Source organism: Metabacillus sp. B2-18, assembly GCF_021117275.1.
Lineage (GTDB): Bacteria > Bacillota > Bacilli > Bacillales > Bacillaceae > Metabacillus.
The window spans coordinates 339,027-355,715 of record NZ_CP088245.1; the positions used below are offsets into that span (position 1 = coordinate 339,027).

16 protein-coding genes are annotated in these 16,689 nt (G+C 37.0%); 8 read left to right on the forward strand and 8 right to left on the reverse strand.

Translation table 11 applies throughout. The features are described 5' to 3' along the window. The first annotated feature begins 156 nt into the window (after positions 1 to 156). Together LPC09_RS01790 and rlmD are read left to right on the forward strand one after the other, a co-directional pair. A complete protein-coding gene (locus LPC09_RS01790; RefSeq protein ID WP_098797688.1) occupies positions 157 to 1,068 on the forward strand; it encodes a diacylglycerol kinase in 912 nt (303 codons plus the stop codon). A gap of 90 nt (positions 1,069 to 1,158) precedes the next feature. Further along, the gene (rlmD, locus tag LPC09_RS01795) at positions 1,159 to 2,544 is read left to right on the forward strand and encodes a 23S rRNA (uracil(1939)-C(5))-methyltransferase RlmD (RefSeq protein WP_231308846.1); all 1,386 of its coding nucleotides are present in this window, start codon (positions 1,159 to 1,161) and stop codon (positions 2,542 to 2,544) included. 6 nt (positions 2,545 to 2,550) lie between these two features. Here rlmD and LPC09_RS01800 read toward each other — a convergent pair whose 3' ends face one another. After that, positions 2,551 to 4,041 carry a recombinase family protein gene (locus LPC09_RS01800; protein ID WP_231308847.1) on the reverse strand — a complete coding sequence of 497 codons (1,491 nt, stop codon included), beginning with the start codon at positions 4,039 to 4,041 and terminating at the stop codon, positions 2,551 to 2,553. Continuing rightward, positions 4,038 to 4,190 (reverse strand): hypothetical protein, encoded by a 153-nt coding sequence (locus LPC09_RS01805; RefSeq protein ID WP_180956570.1) that lies wholly within the window; start codon positions 4,188 to 4,190, stop codon positions 4,038 to 4,040. The genes LPC09_RS01800 and LPC09_RS01805 overlap by 4 nt, the downstream gene beginning before the upstream one ends. A gap of 256 nt (positions 4,191 to 4,446) precedes the next feature. Between LPC09_RS01805 and LPC09_RS01810 the strand changes: the two genes are divergently transcribed. Further along, positions 4,447 to 5,055 carry a DUF4352 domain-containing protein gene (locus tag LPC09_RS01810; protein WP_231308848.1) on the forward strand — a complete coding sequence of 203 codons (609 nt, stop codon included), beginning with the start codon at positions 4,447 to 4,449 and terminating at the stop codon, positions 5,053 to 5,055. Positions 5,056 to 5,116: 61 nt separating this feature from the next. Further along, positions 5,117 to 5,446: a hypothetical protein gene (locus tag LPC09_RS01815; protein ID WP_019155240.1), complete on the forward strand. Its 330-nt coding sequence runs from the start codon at positions 5,117 to 5,119 to the stop codon at positions 5,444 to 5,446. A 337-nt stretch (positions 5,447 to 5,783) separates the two neighbouring features. Here the strand turns inward: LPC09_RS01815 and LPC09_RS01820 are convergent, their stop codons facing one another. After that, complete coding sequence (locus tag LPC09_RS01820) at positions 5,784 to 6,602, reverse strand: hypothetical protein (protein ID WP_231308849.1); 819 nt, start codon at positions 6,600 to 6,602, stop codon at positions 5,784 to 5,786. Positions 6,603 to 6,800: 198 nt separating this feature from the next. Between LPC09_RS01820 and LPC09_RS01825 the strand changes: the two genes are divergently transcribed. Then, entirely contained in the window at positions 6,801 to 8,252 is a 1,452-nt protein-coding gene (locus LPC09_RS01825) for an IS1182 family transposase (RefSeq protein ID WP_231308850.1), read from the forward strand. 138 nt (positions 8,253 to 8,390) lie between these two features. Here the strand turns inward: LPC09_RS01825 and LPC09_RS01830 are convergent, their stop codons facing one another. Next, complete coding sequence (locus tag LPC09_RS01830; protein WP_231308851.1) at positions 8,391 to 8,657, reverse strand: hypothetical protein; 267 nt, start codon at positions 8,655 to 8,657, stop codon at positions 8,391 to 8,393. Continuing rightward, the gene (locus tag LPC09_RS01835; protein WP_231308852.1) at positions 8,654 to 8,821 is read right to left on the reverse strand and encodes a helix-turn-helix domain-containing protein; all 168 of its coding nucleotides are present in this window, start codon (positions 8,819 to 8,821) and stop codon (positions 8,654 to 8,656) included. Before LPC09_RS01835 ends, LPC09_RS01830 begins: the two co-directional genes overlap by 4 nt. Positions 8,822 to 9,613: 792 nt before the next feature. Here LPC09_RS01835 and LPC09_RS01840 point away from each other — a divergent pair. Both LPC09_RS01840 and LPC09_RS01845 read left to right on the forward strand, forming a co-directional pair. Beyond that, the gene (locus LPC09_RS01840) at positions 9,614 to 10,534 is read left to right on the forward strand and encodes a nuclease-related domain-containing protein (RefSeq protein WP_231308853.1); all 921 of its coding nucleotides are present in this window, start codon (positions 9,614 to 9,616) and stop codon (positions 10,532 to 10,534) included. Positions 10,535 to 11,422: 888 nt separating this feature from the next. Continuing rightward, a complete protein-coding gene (locus LPC09_RS01845) occupies positions 11,423 to 12,391 on the forward strand; it encodes a tRNA dihydrouridine synthase (protein WP_098797722.1) in 969 nt (322 codons plus the stop codon). 277 nt (positions 12,392 to 12,668) lie between these two features. Here LPC09_RS01845 and LPC09_RS27255 read toward each other — a convergent pair whose 3' ends face one another. Both LPC09_RS27255 and LPC09_RS27260 read right to left on the reverse strand, forming a co-directional pair. After that, a complete protein-coding gene (locus LPC09_RS27255) occupies positions 12,669 to 13,124 on the reverse strand; it encodes a formate/nitrite transporter family protein (RefSeq protein WP_331275804.1) in 456 nt (151 codons plus the stop codon). A gap of 1 nt (position 13,125) precedes the next feature. Continuing rightward, entirely contained in the window at positions 13,126 to 13,524 is a 399-nt protein-coding gene (locus LPC09_RS27260; RefSeq protein ID WP_269217414.1) for a formate/nitrite transporter family protein, read from the reverse strand. 248 nt (positions 13,525 to 13,772) lie between these two features. Here LPC09_RS27260 and LPC09_RS01855 point away from each other — a divergent pair, with 248 nt between their 5' ends. After that, complete coding sequence (locus LPC09_RS01855; RefSeq protein WP_231308854.1) at positions 13,773 to 14,078, forward strand: hypothetical protein; 306 nt, start codon at positions 13,773 to 13,775, stop codon at positions 14,076 to 14,078. Between the two features lie 179 nt (positions 14,079 to 14,257). Here LPC09_RS01855 and katG read toward each other — a convergent pair whose 3' ends face one another. Further along, entirely contained in the window at positions 14,258 to 16,438 is a 2,181-nt protein-coding gene (gene katG / locus LPC09_RS01860) for a catalase/peroxidase HPI (RefSeq protein ID WP_231308855.1), read from the reverse strand. Positions 16,439 to 16,689: the final 251 nt, after the last annotated feature.

Below are 16,689 nucleotides of genomic sequence, written 5' to 3' on the forward strand. Positions count from 1 at the left end.
AACTTTACTTTTTATATAAAACATGGTGATAATGGTAGTTGGGTTATCATGTTTCGTTAGCATAGAAATGGGAGACAATGATAACAGAACATAATCATAATGAATATAAATTATATAAATATCGATACATTTCTTTGAAAATAGGATGATGTGTGAATGAAAAGAGCAAGAATTATTTATAACCCTACCTCAGGGAGAGAGCTGTTTAAAAAACATTTGCCAGAGGTGCTACAAAAATTTGAACAAGCTGGCTATGAAACCTCTTGTCATGCAACAACAGGTGAAGGAGACGCGATACAAGCGGCAAAGGCAGCATCTGAGCGAGGCTTTGACTTAATAGTCGCAGCAGGTGGAGATGGGACAATCAACGAGGTTGTGAATGGGATCGCTGAATTGGAAGAGCGCCCACAGCTTGCTGTTATTCCAGTAGGAACAACAAATGACTTTGCAAGGGCTATTGGTATTCCATTAAATAATGTCATTGCAGCGGTAGATGTGATCTTAGAAGGTGAACCGAAGAAGATTGATATCGGAAAGGTTAATGACCACTATTTTATTAATATTGCAGGTGGAGGTCGTCTTACTGAGCTGACGTACGAGGTGCCGAGTAAGCTGAAAACAATGGTAGGACAGCTAGCTTATTATTTAAAAGGAATGGAAATGTTGCCATCCATACGTCCTGCTGAGGTAGAAATTGAGTATGATGGTAAGCTTTTTCAAGGTGAAATCATGTTATTTCTTGTTTCACTAACAAACTCAGTTGGTGGCTTTGAGAAGCTTGCACCTGATTCAAAATTAGATGATGGGATGTTTGACCTTCTTATTTTGAAAAAGGCTAATCTAGCGGAGTTCATCCGAATTGCAAGCCTAGCGCTAAGAGGCGATCATATAAACGATGAACATATTATCTACACAAAGGCAAATCGAGTGAAGGTAGTAAACAAAGATAAAATGCAGTTGAATTTAGATGGTGAATACGGTGGCATGCTACCGGGTGAATTCGTTAACATGTATCAGCATATTGATGTTATCATGTCAGCTGAAAAAGTAAGACAAATGGAAGAATAGGAACTTGGCAGAACATAATAGCCAAGTTTTTTTTATTGAAATTGTTATGGTAAAATGAATGAAATAATTTGTACGAAAAGGAAGAACAACATGGCAAAAATTCAAGCACCTGTTATGAAAAATGAATATTACGATGTGGTCTTTGAGGACTTAACGCATGAAGGTGCGGGTGTCGCAAAGGTAGAAGGCTTTCCGATCTTTGTTGAAAATGCACTGCCGGATGAACGAGCAAAAATAAAAGTTATCAAAGTAAACAAAGGCTTCGCGTTCGGACGACTAATTGAGCTCCATGAACAAAGTAAAAACCGAATTGATGCGCCTTGCCCAATCTATTCTCAATGTGGGGGCTGCCAGCTTCAGCATCTTAGCTATGAAGGACAGCTTGATTTTAAACGAAAACAAGTGGAGCAGGTCCTTGCTAGAATAGGCAAACTAGATTTAAACAAAGTAACCGTACATCCGACTCTAGGCATGGAGAATCCTTGGAATTACCGAAACAAAGCTCAGGTTCCAGTAGGTGAACGTGAGGGTGGTCTAGTCGCTGGCTTCTATCAAAAAAGAAGCCATGACATCATTGATATGGAAAGATGCCTTATTCAGCAAGCTGAGAACGATGATGTTGTTCAAGCGGTGAAAACCATTTGTGAAAAATATGGCATTCGTGCTTATAACGAAGAAAAGCACAAAGGCTGGCTTCGTCATATTATGGTTCGTTATGGGCTAGTCACGAGCGAGATCATGGTTGTATTTGTGACAAGAACGGCTGACTTTCCACATAAAAGTGAGGTTATCACTGAAATAACAAATCAACTACCACAAGTGAAGTCTGTTGTGCAAAATATTAATAACAAAAAAACAAATGTCATCTTTGGCGATGAAACAAATGTACTTTGGGGAGAAGAGTATATTTACGATAAAATTGGTGACGTAAAGTTCGCAATATCTGCACGCTCTTTTTATCAAGTAAACCCAGAGCAAACAAAGGTGCTATATGACAAAGCTTTAGAATACGCAGAATTAACAGGTGAAGAATCAGTTATTGATGCTTACAGTGGAATTGGGACGATTTCGTTGTTTCTAGCCCAAAAAGCAAAGAAGGTTTTTGGGGTGGAAATAGTTCCAGAAGCAATAGAAGATGCAAAGCGAAATGCAGAGCTGAATGGCATTGCTAATGCAGAGTTTGCCGTTGGTGAAGCGGAGGTTGTCATTCCTGAGTGGTACAAGCAAGGTAATCAGGCAGATGTAATTGTTGTCGACCCTCCACGTAAGGGCTGTGACGAAGCATTATTAAAGACAATCTTGGATATGAAGCCTGGGAAGGTTGTTTATGTTTCGTGTAATCCTGGAACGCTTGCGAGGGATTTGCAGGTGTTGGAGTTAGGTGGATATAAAACGGTTGAGGTGCAGCCGGTGGATATGTTTCCGCATACGACGCATGTGGAGTGCATTTCACAGTTAGTTTTAAAAAATGATTGAGGGGGATTATAACCCCTCAACCTGTGCAAACTTGTAGTAAATCTTAACATCTTTGTTTTCGGTTACTTCGATTTTATCAACGAAACGTAGTAACATCTCGGATGTTAACTTGTTGAACTGTAAAAACCCTTTGAGTTGTTCTATGATGGCAGAGATTTTACTTGTTTCTTGACTTTCTGCCATCTCCTTTTTTATCTCTATTTTTTCTAATTCTAGTTGTTGCAGCTTTTCCTGTACCATACTTACAAAGTCATCATAATCCTGTTTAGATATATCCTCGCTAATAAACTTTTGTAAGGCATTCCGCTTTAGTTCCACTTGTTTCTGAACTTGTTTTTCAATAGACTCTAGTCTAGACTCGTTCTTTTTTGCGGTAGCCTTGACCTTTTTTTCAATCTTATTTTCTAGGTTCGGATGGTCTAAACTATTAGACATGTTTTTGAGGTCATCAAGGATTATTTCAGTTAGTTCTAGTTCCTTAACTGCATGGTTAGTACATGCTTTATTACCATGCTTGGCATAAGTACCACAAATATAACCTTTACGGTTGGCACGATACCACATTCCGTTACCACATTCAGAGCAGTAAGCGATATTAGTGAAAAGGTGCTTTTTCTTTCTAGTACCGCCCCGACCTCTTTTAGCTTTTTGAACAAGTAACTTTTGTACTTGTTCAAACATATCTCTTGAAATGATAGGCTCGTGAGCGTCAGAAATGGTTATCCATTCGCTTTGGTCGTTTACTTTACGTGTCTTATTAGTCACGTTCATAGTGGTTTCCCTGCCCTGTACAAGGTCTCCTACATAGTGGGGGTTCTTTAATATTTTCTTAACAGTAGAACCTTGCCAATATAGACCTGCATTAGCTTTCTCTATTAGTTTGGAAGGTGTCGGAATATCTCTATTTGTGAGATACCTTGCTATTTTGTCATGCCCCCAACCTTCTAAATACTTGTCAAAGATGTCACGTACAATATCTACAGTGTAGTCATCTCTAAGAAGTAACTTATTCTTATGAAGGATGTAACCATATGGGGCAATACTCCCCATGAATTTTCCACTCTTGTATTTCATTCGATAAACAGACTTTATACGGTCACTAATTCGTTGACTTTCACTTTCATAAATCCAAGCATAAAGTCCGAACATTGCTTGTTTTGAGTAGTCTTGTGTATCAACTTTCCCATCTAAAGTAATTAAGCGAACTCCTTTTGTTTCTGCAACTCGCTTTAGTTGATACAATAATTCAACGTTACGACCTAATCTGCTTAGTTCCTTCGCTACAATTACATCAAATTCCTTGTTCTCAGCGTCTTGTATGAGTCTTTTTAACCCCTCACGATTGTCAGTAGTACCTGTTTGAACATCTGTATAGAAGTCTTGTAGGTCAGCTTGATTTTCCGTGATGTAGTCTAAAATCATGTGCTTTTGATTTTCAGGTGACTCTTTTTGACCCTCACTGTTAGTTGAAACTCGAATGTATCCTGCTATTTTCATTTTTGTCGCCCTCCATTATTGATGGCGACTATATCTACTTGTCTATCATTGTAAGCGGCAGATACAATCTTTTCAATCTCTTTCTCTAATTGATGAACGATTAATGATTTAAAATCCTGTGTCCCTGTAAAAACTCGTTGAATATTCATATTATCTCCCCTTTCAACCGTAGCAATCGTTCTATGTTGGGGATTAGTTGCGATAATTTTTTCAGTTTTTGTAATTGATAGAAGTTACTAGAATTAGGTCGAGTTAAGTATTCAACCTCGTATGTTGTCTGATAGTCCCGATGTTGTGTCATATCTTGAAAGTAATTGGTAAAAATGGTGGTTATATTTTCCTAATAGTGGTATAATGGACAAGGATTTTATTACATTAATATTACAAAAATTAGGGGGATTAATGATGGCTGAAAAGGTAAAGAAACCATTTTATAAAAAGTGGTGGGTTTGGTTAATCGCAGTTATTATCGTTATAGCTATTGCAGGTGGCGGTGAAGATACAGCAGAACAAGCAAGTACAGAACCTGCTGACACTGAAACAAGTTCTAATGATACTGCTAAAGAAGAAAACAAGGAAGAACCTAAGGAAGAAGAAAAGAAAGCGTTTGGTATGGGTGAAGAAGTTGCAGTTGAAAGCCTAGCATATACAGTGAACGGTGTAGAAGAACTAACAGAGATTAAAAGAGAGTATATGGACAGTCTTACTACAAGCGGTAAATTTTTAATCGTTGACCTTACTATCAAGAACAGTGATAAGAAAGCGAGATTTATTGATAGTGAGATGTTTAGATTAGTAGACGCTGACGGAACGGAGTTCAGTTCAAACACAGAAGCGGATATGTACATTAACAATGGCGATTTAGGTTTCTTTATGCAAGAAATTAATCCTAAAATGGACATGACAGGTAAGGTAGCTTTTGAAGTACCTGCTGACGCTACTGACTTACAACTACAGGTTTCAAGTGGATTTGGTTGGAGCGGTGGAAAATACGAGGTTATTAATCTTAAATAATCATCTAGGCACTTCTTTTTATAAGGAGTGCCTTTTTAAATTAACATACGAGGTGGTAAAAGTGAAAAGAACTACAGAGTTTGTTTTAGGTTTGCTTGGTGGTATTTTTGGGTTTGGTGGGTCATTTTTTGCTTTGTTTGTAGGGGTATGGTCAGAAGAGATTTCAAATTTAGGAAGTATGGCTTTTCTGTTCTCGATTTTAGCTATTGTAGGTTCTATAGTAGTTAAGTTCAAAGCTAAAATTGGTGGTTGGATGTTGTTAGTAAGTGGAATAGGAATTTTAATCTCAATTAGTTTATTCGGTGTTTTACCTGCATTATTATTAGTTCCAGCAGGACTAATGGGACTTCTTAGGAAGGACAAGAACAATAATATAGAAGTACAAGCATAAGGGTCATTTTTAAATTGGTGTACTTGCCCTCCGCTCCGCTACGGTCAAGGTACACAGGTCACTCGCTACGCTCGTGCCCTAATATAGTTCCGGAGCGACCCTGTTAATTATAGGTGTGTATCCACGTAGCAAAGCGGAGGGGATACTCACAAATTTTAACCCATTGTTTTATAATTTATCTAAGAATAAAGAGTCAGTGTAAAACAGAAAAACCTAGAACCCCTTGTGGCTCTAGGTCTAACAAGCATTTTTACTTAGTCTAATAGGGTCGGTTTTTCCTGTATAGAATGCCTAAAACAGTCGGTTTTCCTCGTACGTACAAAACACTATTTTAGAGTTATTCATCTTTTAAATGTTCCTCAAACATTGCCCTTAAACCGCTTGTATAGTCGTCCTGTCCGTCACTGTCCTTTCTATACATTAGGTCAGGGTGTACATAATACATTAAACTACCACAACTTTCAGTGGTCATAATCAATCCTTTCTTTGTCAGGTTATTGACAATTTTAGTAAGTTCATCAGGGTCATGATTAATAGCTTTAGCTAAATCCCCTCTGTTCATTTTCCTGATGATACTAAAATCTGTTTCATAGGGGTTATGACAAAGAAAGCACTTTTCAAAGTGGAAGTAGGGCAAAATCTTATAAAGAAAACCTAACTGATTAAGTGGCAGCACATCTATAATCGTACTTAACCGCCCCTTTAATAGCTTTGTAAAAGGTTTCCTTAACAATTTCCCCATACAGTGGAAGTCTTCATTAATATAAAAGACTTTAGAACGCCCTTCTTTTATTGGAATTAGTATAGAAAGGTATTCAAGCTTTTTTACTATTAGTTTTGTCTGTGTTGCTCCCCTGCATAGTATTACTTGTAGGTCTTTTTGTAATAAGGGTTTACCTGCTTTAGATAGTTTACCCTTGCCATTTTGCTTTAAATAGTGGAGTAGTTTCATAACCGCTCCACTTTCTATTAATGAAAGATGTTGTGTAACCTCTCTTATAGGGTCATGATAACATGCAACAAACGGAATATTGTTCTTATTCCTATAAGCGGTTTTCCTTTTTCTTTCCTGACTTGCCCTTTTTCCTTCTTCTGTCATATAACTCGCTACATTAACCATTTCACCTGTAAGTGTGTTTATCATTGGAATACTCATTTCAAAAACCTCCTGTAAATTGTCGTAGTCTTTTTAGTAATCGTTTCATGTGTTATAGTAGTTGCGTAAAAAAAACCACCGTCAGGTGGGGAGGCCACTGAAAAAGTCCAAGTAAAAGGTAGAAAGATTCACTTAGGTGAACCTTTCTACCTTTTTTACTTTATAATTAAAATTATAAATATAAGTGGGTGGTTTCCAATGATACAACAACAACAAACAATGATGTTTAGTCCATATGTGGCTCTATATGATATCGTCGTTCCTCAGGATAATATGTTACGAAGAATTAAGGATCTAATTGACTTTTCTTTTATTTACGAAGAATTAAAGGATAAATATTGTCTAGATAATGGGCGGAATGCGATAGATCCTATTCGCATGTTTAAATATTTGTTTTTGAAAACCATTCATGATGTTTCAGATGTTGATATTATCGAGCGTTCAAAATATGATATGTCCTTCAAATATTTTTTGGATATGGCTCCGGAGGAAGCCGTTATTGATTCAAGTTCTTTGACAAAGTTTCGTAAGCTTAGGTTAAAAGACATGAACTTATTAGACATGCTTATCAATAAGACAGTGGAGATTGCCATTGAGAAAGAGATTATTAAAAGCAAGTCCATTATTGTAGATGCCACCCATACAAAGGCGAGATATAATCAAATGACTCCAAAAGAAATACTAATGGAGCGCTCCAAAAACCTCAGAAAAGCAATTTATAAAATTAACGAGAGTATGAAGAAGAAATTCCCCGTAAAGCCAAACAATGATCTACTTGAAGATGAGATTACTTATTCCCAAGAGCTCATTGAAGTGATTGAAAAGGAAGAAAGCCTTTTAGAGTATCCAAAAGTCAAGGAACATCTTAATCTCCTGAAAGAAGCCGTTGCAGATGATATCGAACAGCTACAGTCCATGAATGATCTAGATGCCAAAGTCGGACACAAAGCAGCTGACTCATCATTCTTTGGCTATAAAACTCATCTGGCGATGAGTGAAGAGCGAATTATTACAGCCGCAACGATTACAACCGGAGAAAAAAATGATGGAAAAGAGCTACAGACACTTGTTGAGAAAAGTATAGATGCAGGAATGGAAATTGAAACGGTTATTGGGGATACTGCGTATTCTGAGAAAGACAACATTCAATATAGTAAGGAAAATGGAATTAAACTGGTCTCAAAATTAAATCCTTCCATAACTCAGGGTACCCGAAAAAAAGAGGATGAATTTGAATTCAATAAGGATGCGGGCATGTATGTCTGCAAGGCAGGGCATATGTCTGTACGGAAAGCTAGGCAAGGTAAAAAAGGAGTAGGCAAAAACCAAGTTGATACCTACTATTTTAATGTTGAAAAATGCAAGAGATGTCCTTTCAGAGAAGGGTGCTACAAAGAGGGAGCCAAAAGTAAAACATATTCTGTTTCCCTTAAGTCTGATCAACATTCATCCCAAGCACAATTCCAGAAAAGTGTATATTTTAAGGAAAAGTCTAAAGAGCGTTATAAAATTGAAGCGAAAAATAGTGAATTAAAACACAGACACGGGTATAATGTGGCAAAATCCTCGGGTCTAATTAGCATGGAGTTGCAAGGCGCCATGGCTATATTTACGGTAAACATTAAAAGAATTCTAAAGCTACTAGGGTAAAATTAGAGAAAATATGTGGCTAATGCAAAGAAAGAGCCGACTTTAATTCCTAAAAAAGGAAAAAAAGTCGGCTCTTTTTAAACTCACATGAATAATCTTTAAAATCGTCAGATTTTCAGTGGCCTCTCAGGTGGGGGATTAGATTTCAACGCCATCAGGTAAAGCGTCATTTATGTCGTTATCTGAATAGCCTTTATCTCTCAGGTAATCCACTAAAGAATTAATTAGAACTAGGTAAGGATATCCTGAATATCTTCTGTCCTCATATGGTTTGGAAATGGCGGTTAGTTGGTGTAGTTGTATCTTTGTCTTAACCCCTTCAACCGTGAATACAATGTTAAACTTTCCAAGTGCCCTAGCTACCTGTTCAAGTGTCAAGGTATGAGATAGATTTTTTATAATCATTTAACCTCACCGCCTTTTAAATGGTTTTCTAGTTCTTCTTGAACAACTCTAATTGAACCTCCGATTTTAACTATTGGAATTTCTCCGCTCTTAGCAAGTGCATAGACTTTACATTTTGATAATTTGAGCAGTTCAGCTACTTCGAGTATTGTTAGTATTTTCATATAATCCAACCTTTCTAGTTTTAATTACTCGCTATCAATATAAGAAAAGGTATATAAAAATTTAACAAAGAACGTAAAATAGAATATATGTTACTAATTCTGCTAAAGATTAGAAAAAAAGGACGGTTGTACGTCATAGGGAAATATATTTTAGGCGTTGGGGTAGGACGAACGTAGGTATTTTATAAAGGATAACGGAGGTATCTAAGCATAATTGTTTATAGTTACTAACAGGATAAAAAGGGAAGTCATACAAAAAGTGGAGAGAAGAGAAAAGGGACACCCATTTTAAAGTTTTCATAATGGTATAGTTAGGTGAATAAACGTACAAGATATTTTATAAAAATTTGGTACGGAGGGAACAAGGGTTACAGTTATGGATTAACATAAAAGCAGTTCATTCGTTAGTGGGTGGGGTTAAAAAGGTTTATAGGGGGTTATGTTCTTTTAAAGAGTTAAAATAAATAAGGAGCGGTTTATATTTACCGCCCCCAATAGATTAAGTAGTATAGTCACCATTATTATTAATTTGTCTGTGAAAAGTACACAACACATGTGGAGTGTGTGGCGAAACTTATTTTGAAAGAAGGCAACTAACCCTTGTGGTTGTTGCCTTTTGGTCTTTATAGGTAGTAACAAACTTTAATGAGTTTTGGCGAATTATTGACAAAATTAATCAATCATGAAACTATAAAGACAGCCACATAATGCCTCTATATCTAGATCATTTTCATACACCTCTTTCACAGTAAATTTTTAAAAATAGACTAAGTTTAGAAAGGAATGCTTAAAATGATTCTTAAACCAAGAAAAATTCCCGCGTCCTTACAATTACGGCACTACTTAAGGCATAGAATGTCGTTTACCGATGGAGAATTAAAAAAGTTACAAGCTGATGAAAAGGGCTTCGAAGGTGAGTGCCACTTTGATGAGCTAATCAGTCAATCCCCCGTCTCTACTTATCTTCAGCTAAATGATCTTCTGCTTGAATGGCGAAATACAACTTTTCAAATTGATTCACTTCTAATTTCTCCATATAAAATTTATCTTTTCGATATCAAAAATTATGAAGGAGAATTTTATATCGAAGGTAATCGATGGTATTTATCATCCGGCAATGAGATAAAAAATCCCATCCCCCAAATACATCGCTTAGAATCCTTTCTTAGACCACTAATTCAAACTTTAGGTATTAATCTCCCTATCGAGGCAAGTGTTATTTTTGTTAATCCCGACTTCACACTTTATCAGGCTACTAGACATCTACCAATTATCTTACCTACACAGATTAACTCTTTTATAAAAAGATTAGGTTCGGTTTCTATGAATTCAAGTGGACATTTGATAGATTTAGCAAAAAAATTAGGCTCGCTGCACATTGAAAATTCCCCTTACGATGGTATGTATATCCCTGAATATACCTATGAATCCTTGAATAAGGGTGTTTTATGCTTAAATTGTGGGTTACTCTCGGTTCGATTAAATGGTAGAGGGCTTATGTGTGAGAGATGTGGGGAGAAAGAGGAGCTACATGTTGGTATAATGCGTACTATTAAAGAATATAGGATGCTTTTTCCACAAAGGCAAATCACCGTTTCCGCTGCTAATGATTGGTGCAGGCTTGGTATGACTAGGCTTAGAATGCAAAAAATATTAAAAGAGCAACTTGTGATGGTTAAGGGTGGGAAGTCTACGTATTACTGCTTTAGGTAATAGTTTTGGGTAGGATAAGTGTAGAGTAAAAAGTTAAAAGAGGAATGTGAATGCTTTTATAAAGGTAGGCAGTGTAAAAGCATACGTAAAACCCCAAAAAAAGGGAAAGTTGACCGTGGAAAGGCTAGGAATTGTATAAAATACCCATTTGTGTATTGTTTTTAGCTGAAAAAGTGACAAAAGCATACGTGAAAAAGAAATGTGGATGCTTTTATAAAGGTAGGCAGTATAAAAGCATACACAAAATCCAAAAAAAGTAAAAATGACCATGGAAAGGCTAAAAATTGTATAAAATACCCATTTGTGTATTGTTTTTAGCTGAAAAAGTAACAAAAGCATACGTAAAAAAGAAATGTGAATGCTTTTATAAAGGTAGGCAGTATGAAATCATACAAAAAATCCAAAAAAAGTAAAAATGACCATGGGAATGCTAAAAATTGTATAAGATACCCATTTGTGTATTGTTTTTAAGTGAAAAAGTGACAAAAGCATACGAAAAAAAGAAATGTGAATGCTTTTCTATAGAAAGGAAGTACAAAACCATACGCAAAATTCTATATAAGAGCAAAAAGCCATCCCGACCCCGATTGCGTTAAAATGCTCTAACGATTTCCGGGTCTTATTCCTGTTCCTGTTAACCCTCTATGTCAATGTAGTATTTTCCTGATACTCTTGCTAGTCTTTTTTACCAAAACTTTATTAAACAGGAACAGCTAAACACTAATAGATAGAGTAGATAATAAAGAAGTAAAAATTAACAAGTCAAATCAATTTGATAAAAAGTGCCCAAGCATGGTATAAGTGTTAAAGGAGCAGAACCATTTGCTTTTTTAATTTTGGGATAAGAGGTTAATCTAATATCCCATAATGAGAGGATTTGAGTTTAACATGACCGAAAATTTTTGGCGTGATTTACCACGACCATTTTTTATACTAGCACCAATGGAGGAAGTGACGGATGTTGTTTTTCGCCATGTAGTGAGTGAAGCAGCAAGGCCGGATGTGTTTTTTACAGAGTTTACAAATTCGGAGAGCTATTGTCATCCAGAGGGGAAAAAAAGTGTTCGTGGGCGTCTGACCTTTACAGAGGATGAACAACCAATTGTAGCCCATATATGGGGGGGCAAGCCTGAATACTTCAGGCAAATGAGTATTGGTATGGCGGAACTAGGGTTTAAGGGAATCGATATCAATATGGGTTGTCCTGTGCCTAATGTGACACAACATGGAAAGGGAAGTGGCCTGATTCGTCGTCCAGATGTTGCAGCAGAATTAATACAAGCTGCAAAAGCAGGGGGATTGCCTGTAAGTGTTAAGACAAGGCTTGGATTTTCTGAATTAGAAGAATGGCGCGAGTGGCTGGCACACATTTTGAAACAAGATATTGCCAATCTTTCCATTCATCTGCGTACAAGAGACGAAATGAGCAAAGTGCCTGCTCATTGGGAACTAATCCCGGAAATTAAGAAACTTCGTGACGAGGTGGCTCCAGAGACACTCTTGACGATTAATGGGGATATCCCAGACTATCAAACTGGTTTAAAGCTTGCTCAGGAATATGGTATTGATGGCGTTATGATTGGACGGGGTATATTCCATAATCCCTTTGCCTTTGAAAAAGAGCCGAGAGAACATAGTAGTGAGGAATTGCTGGATCTCTTAAGATTGCATATGGATCTTCATGATAAATATTCAGGTTTAGAGCTTCGTCCGTTCACGGCCCTTCATCGCTTTTTTAAGATCTATGTCAAAGGATTTCGAGGGGCAAGTGAACTAAGAAATCAATTAATGAATACAAAGTCAACAGATGAAGTCCGTGCATTGCTCGATAACTTTGGATTAAAAAATTTTGATTGAGTGATAGATCAATAAAAGTACCGACATGTAGAGTGTATAGCAAAACTAACACAAAAAATGGAACAGTAGATAAATACTGTTCCATTTTTTGTGTAAATAAATTAATAAGAGAAAAGCCTGTTTCTCCTACTGAAACAACCATTTTCCTGTTAAGTTTCTGGTTTCAAAGGAAGTTTGTTTTTGTTAGGTAAACATATTTCAATTAAGAGAAAATATGTATAAAAAGGGAAGGAAGAAACCTAGGAATCTTCTCGTCTCTTTTTGATAAAAGGAACTATTATTTAATCTTATTTTGAATCTCGTCATTATACGCAAATGAGAATAATAATGCGACCATAATCGCTCCACCAATAATGTTTCCAATACTAGCAGGTATTAGGTTATAAAAAAATTGATACCAATCGAATGTGTGATTACTGAAGATTCCAATACTAAAATATCCCATGTTTGCTGCGCTATGTTGAAAATTTCCGGCAACAAATAAGATGACTGGGAGTAGCGTTCCGATAATTTTACCGGTAATATCACGGGCAGCGGTTGTTAGAAAAGCAGCCATACCAATCAGCCAGTTGGCAAGGATACCTGAAATCATAATCTCAAAAAATCCCCATGCTCCATCTGATAAAAAACTCATTTTGTTGTGATTGATGTAGTAGTTTAGATCTTGAAAGAACTCGGGGGAGAGTGATTTCGATAAAACGATAAGTGTTCCAACAAATAACGCCCCTATGATATTACCGAGGTAAGTCGCTAGCCAAAAACTTTATAATCTTTAAGCTCATAAGGGAAGGTTTTTGGAATAAATAACTTGGTAATAAAACGTTAACCTCAGTAAAGAGAATCGCACCTGAAAGAAATACCATTGCATACCCTGTGGCAAATCCTATACCAGCCATCAAATGAGATACTCCCTTTATGTCAATTCCCATTGAAAGCAAGATAGAAAAGGCAGCACCAAAAGCCATAAATGCTCCAGCCTGTAAGGATAATATAAATTGGGAGCTCGTCTTCCGATTAAGGTGGTCACGCCCCTTTTGACTAAAATTATGTACAATTTGAGCTGGGTTAAAGTATTGTCTTGATGGTTCGTGGAACGCTTCATTATCTTGTTTCTTAGTGGTGTTTTCAATCATATTTTGTCGCCCCTTTGTCAAAGGTTGTTTCTACCTTATACCCGTTTGGGCGTTAATCTAACTTAATTTTCTTTTGTGTAATGAAGTTGAAATATAAGATCATCTACACAAAGGACCATAAAGTTAAGTAGTTGTTAAATCAATAAAGAATTTGTAATATGTCTAGGTGTGGAACTTTAATTATTAATCAATGAAAAAAGAACTAAGATATAACAGCCAACTAATATAGTAAAAAGGAAGATATATAAATGGCAAAAAAGAAAAATGATAAAGCTTGGCTAGAGGCTAAAAAACAATGTAGGCTTAATGAAGCTGACATAAGAATGGCGAAGGAGCTGGGGATGTCACCAAAGAGTTTAATTAAAAATATTCCTGCCCCTAATCAAAAATGGAAAACACCTGTTAAAGTTTGGATTCGCGATTTATATGAGGGAAAGTTTGGTAGGGTTCTAACAGTCAAACCTGCTCTCAACAGTAAAGAGAATAGAATACCAACAAAGCAAGAAAAGCCAGTAGCTGAAGATTTTCTAAAAGATGATGATTTACCGTTTTAATGCATTCAAACAGATTTGATATAACTGCCTAACAGGTGTCCTAATTGTAGGACATATGTTTTCTTATTTTGGACAGTGAACCTGTCCCTATGGTATGTTAAAAAAGCACTCAAAAATCCATTGAATAGGAATTTTCGAGTGCTTATTTTATTAACATAAGTCAATTTTGATAATATTGTTTACTTAAGATCAAAACGATCCGCATTCATTACTTTAACCCAAGCAGAAACGAAGTCTTTAACAAATTTCTCTTTGTTATCTTCTTGAGCGTAAACTTCTGAAATCGCAAGTAGAACTGAGTTTGAACCGAATACTAGATCAACTCTAGTTGCTGTTCGTACCACTTCACCAGTGTTGCGGTCACGGCCTTCGTATACGCCTCCGTCTACTGGCTTCCATTCTAATCCAATATCTAGTAGGTTTACGAAGAAGTCATTAGTAAGTGTACCTACACGATCAGTGAATACACCATGCTTTGTGCCGCCGTAGTTTGTACCTAGAGCGCGCATACCACCGATAAGAACAGTCATTTCTGGTGCAGTTAGACCTAATAGTTGAGCTCTATCTACAAGAAGCTCTTCTGGACTAACACTGTACTCTTTCTTTTGATAGTTACGGAAACCGTCAGCAACAGGCTCTAACACGTCAAAGCCCTCTACTTCAGTTTGTTCTTCTGTTGCATCGCCACGTCCTGGAGCGAAAGGAACTGTTACATCAAAGCCTGCATCTTTTGCCGCTTTTTCTACTGCCGCAGTACCACCTAGTACAATTAAGTCAGCTAGGCTAACTTTTTTCTCAAGATGACTTTGGATGTCCTCTAGTACAGAAAGAACTTTTGAAAGCTGTTCAGGTTGGTTTACTTCCCAATCCTTTTGTGGAGCAAGGCGAATACGTGCACCGTTTGCGCCACCACGATTATCAGATCCACGGAATGTGCTTGCTGAAGCCCAAGCAGTTGTAACTAACTCGCTAATTGTAAGTCCTGAGTCTAGGATGAGTACTTTGATTTTTTCTACTTCATCTTCTGTTAATTTATAATCAACAGTTGGTACAGGATCTTGCCAGATAAGATCTTCTGCTGGAACCTCTGGACCAAGATATCTTGATTTAGGACCCATGTCACGGTGTAAAAGTTTGAACCATGCGCGAGCAAATGCATCAGCAAACTCATCAGGGTTTGTGTGGAAACGACGTGCGATTTTCTCGTAGCTTGGGTCATGACGTAATGCTAAATCAGATGTGAACATAACTGTTGGAACTTTCTTAGATGAATCAGCTGCATCTGGTGCAAGATCTTTTTCGTCAGGATCTACAGCCATCCATTGGTATGCTCCAGCTGGACTCTTAGTTAGCCACCATTCATATCCGAATAATAAATCAAAGTATCCATTATCCCATTGTATTGGGTTAGCTGTCCAAGCGCCTTCAAGACCACTAGTGATTGTGTCGCCACCTTTTCCACTTCCGTGTGTGCTTAACCAACCTAAGCCTTGTGCTTCAATTGGAGCTGCTTCTGGTTCTGGACCAACATGTGCTGCATCTCCTGCACCGTGTGCTTTACCGAATGTATGTCCACCTGCAATAAGTGCAACAGTTTCTTCATCATTCATTCCCATACGTCCGAATGTTTCGCGAATGTCGTGTGCACTTTTTAGTGGATCAGGTTTACCGTCTGGACCTTCTGGATTAACGTAAATAAGTCCCATCTGAACAGCAGCAAGCGGATTTTCAAGCTCGCGGTCTTCAGAGTAGCGGTTATTTCCTAGCATTTCAGTTTCAGTACCCCAGTAGATGTCTTCTTCTGGATGCCAAATGTCTGCACGTCCGCCACCGAATCCAAAAGGCTTTAGACCCATTGATTCAAGTGCAACGTTTCCTGTTAGAAGCAATAAGTCAGCCCAAGAGATCTTGTTGCCATATTTTTGCTTAATAGGCCATAGTAATCTACGTGCTTTATCAACGTTCGCGTTGTCAGCCCAGCTATTAAGTGGAGCAAAACGCTGATTACCAGTTGAACCACCGCCACGACCGTCACCAGTACGATATGTACCAGCAGCATGCCATGACATACGGATAAACATTGGACCATAGTGACCATAGTCAGCAGGCCACCAATCTTGGCTGTCTGTCATTAAGTCATGAAGATCCTTTTTAAGAGCTTCATAGTCTAGCTTTTTAAATTCTTCAGCATAATTAAAGTCTTCTCCCATAGGGTTAGATTTTTTGTCATGCTGATGAAGAATATTTAAGTTTAACTGGTTAGGCCACCAGTCTTGATTTGTTGTACCACTAGTTTTAGGACTAGTCGCGCCACCGTGAAACGGGCATTTTCCAGTTCCTGTTGTATCAAAAGATTCCATTTTTCTAATCTCTCCTTTTTGTAAACTAAATATTAGTTAATCATTTATACTAAATTATAATAATTCTTACATTATCATTATAATAACATATTATAAAAAATGAAAGAAATAAATTCTTAGAATACAAATTTTTTTTGAACAAGCCTATTTTAACGGGATTTTCAAAAGAAAATAGTAGAGATGCGACAATTAATAATATATGTTTCTATTTAAATAATAGAAGTCTGACCTTAATGAAAAGGGGAATTAAT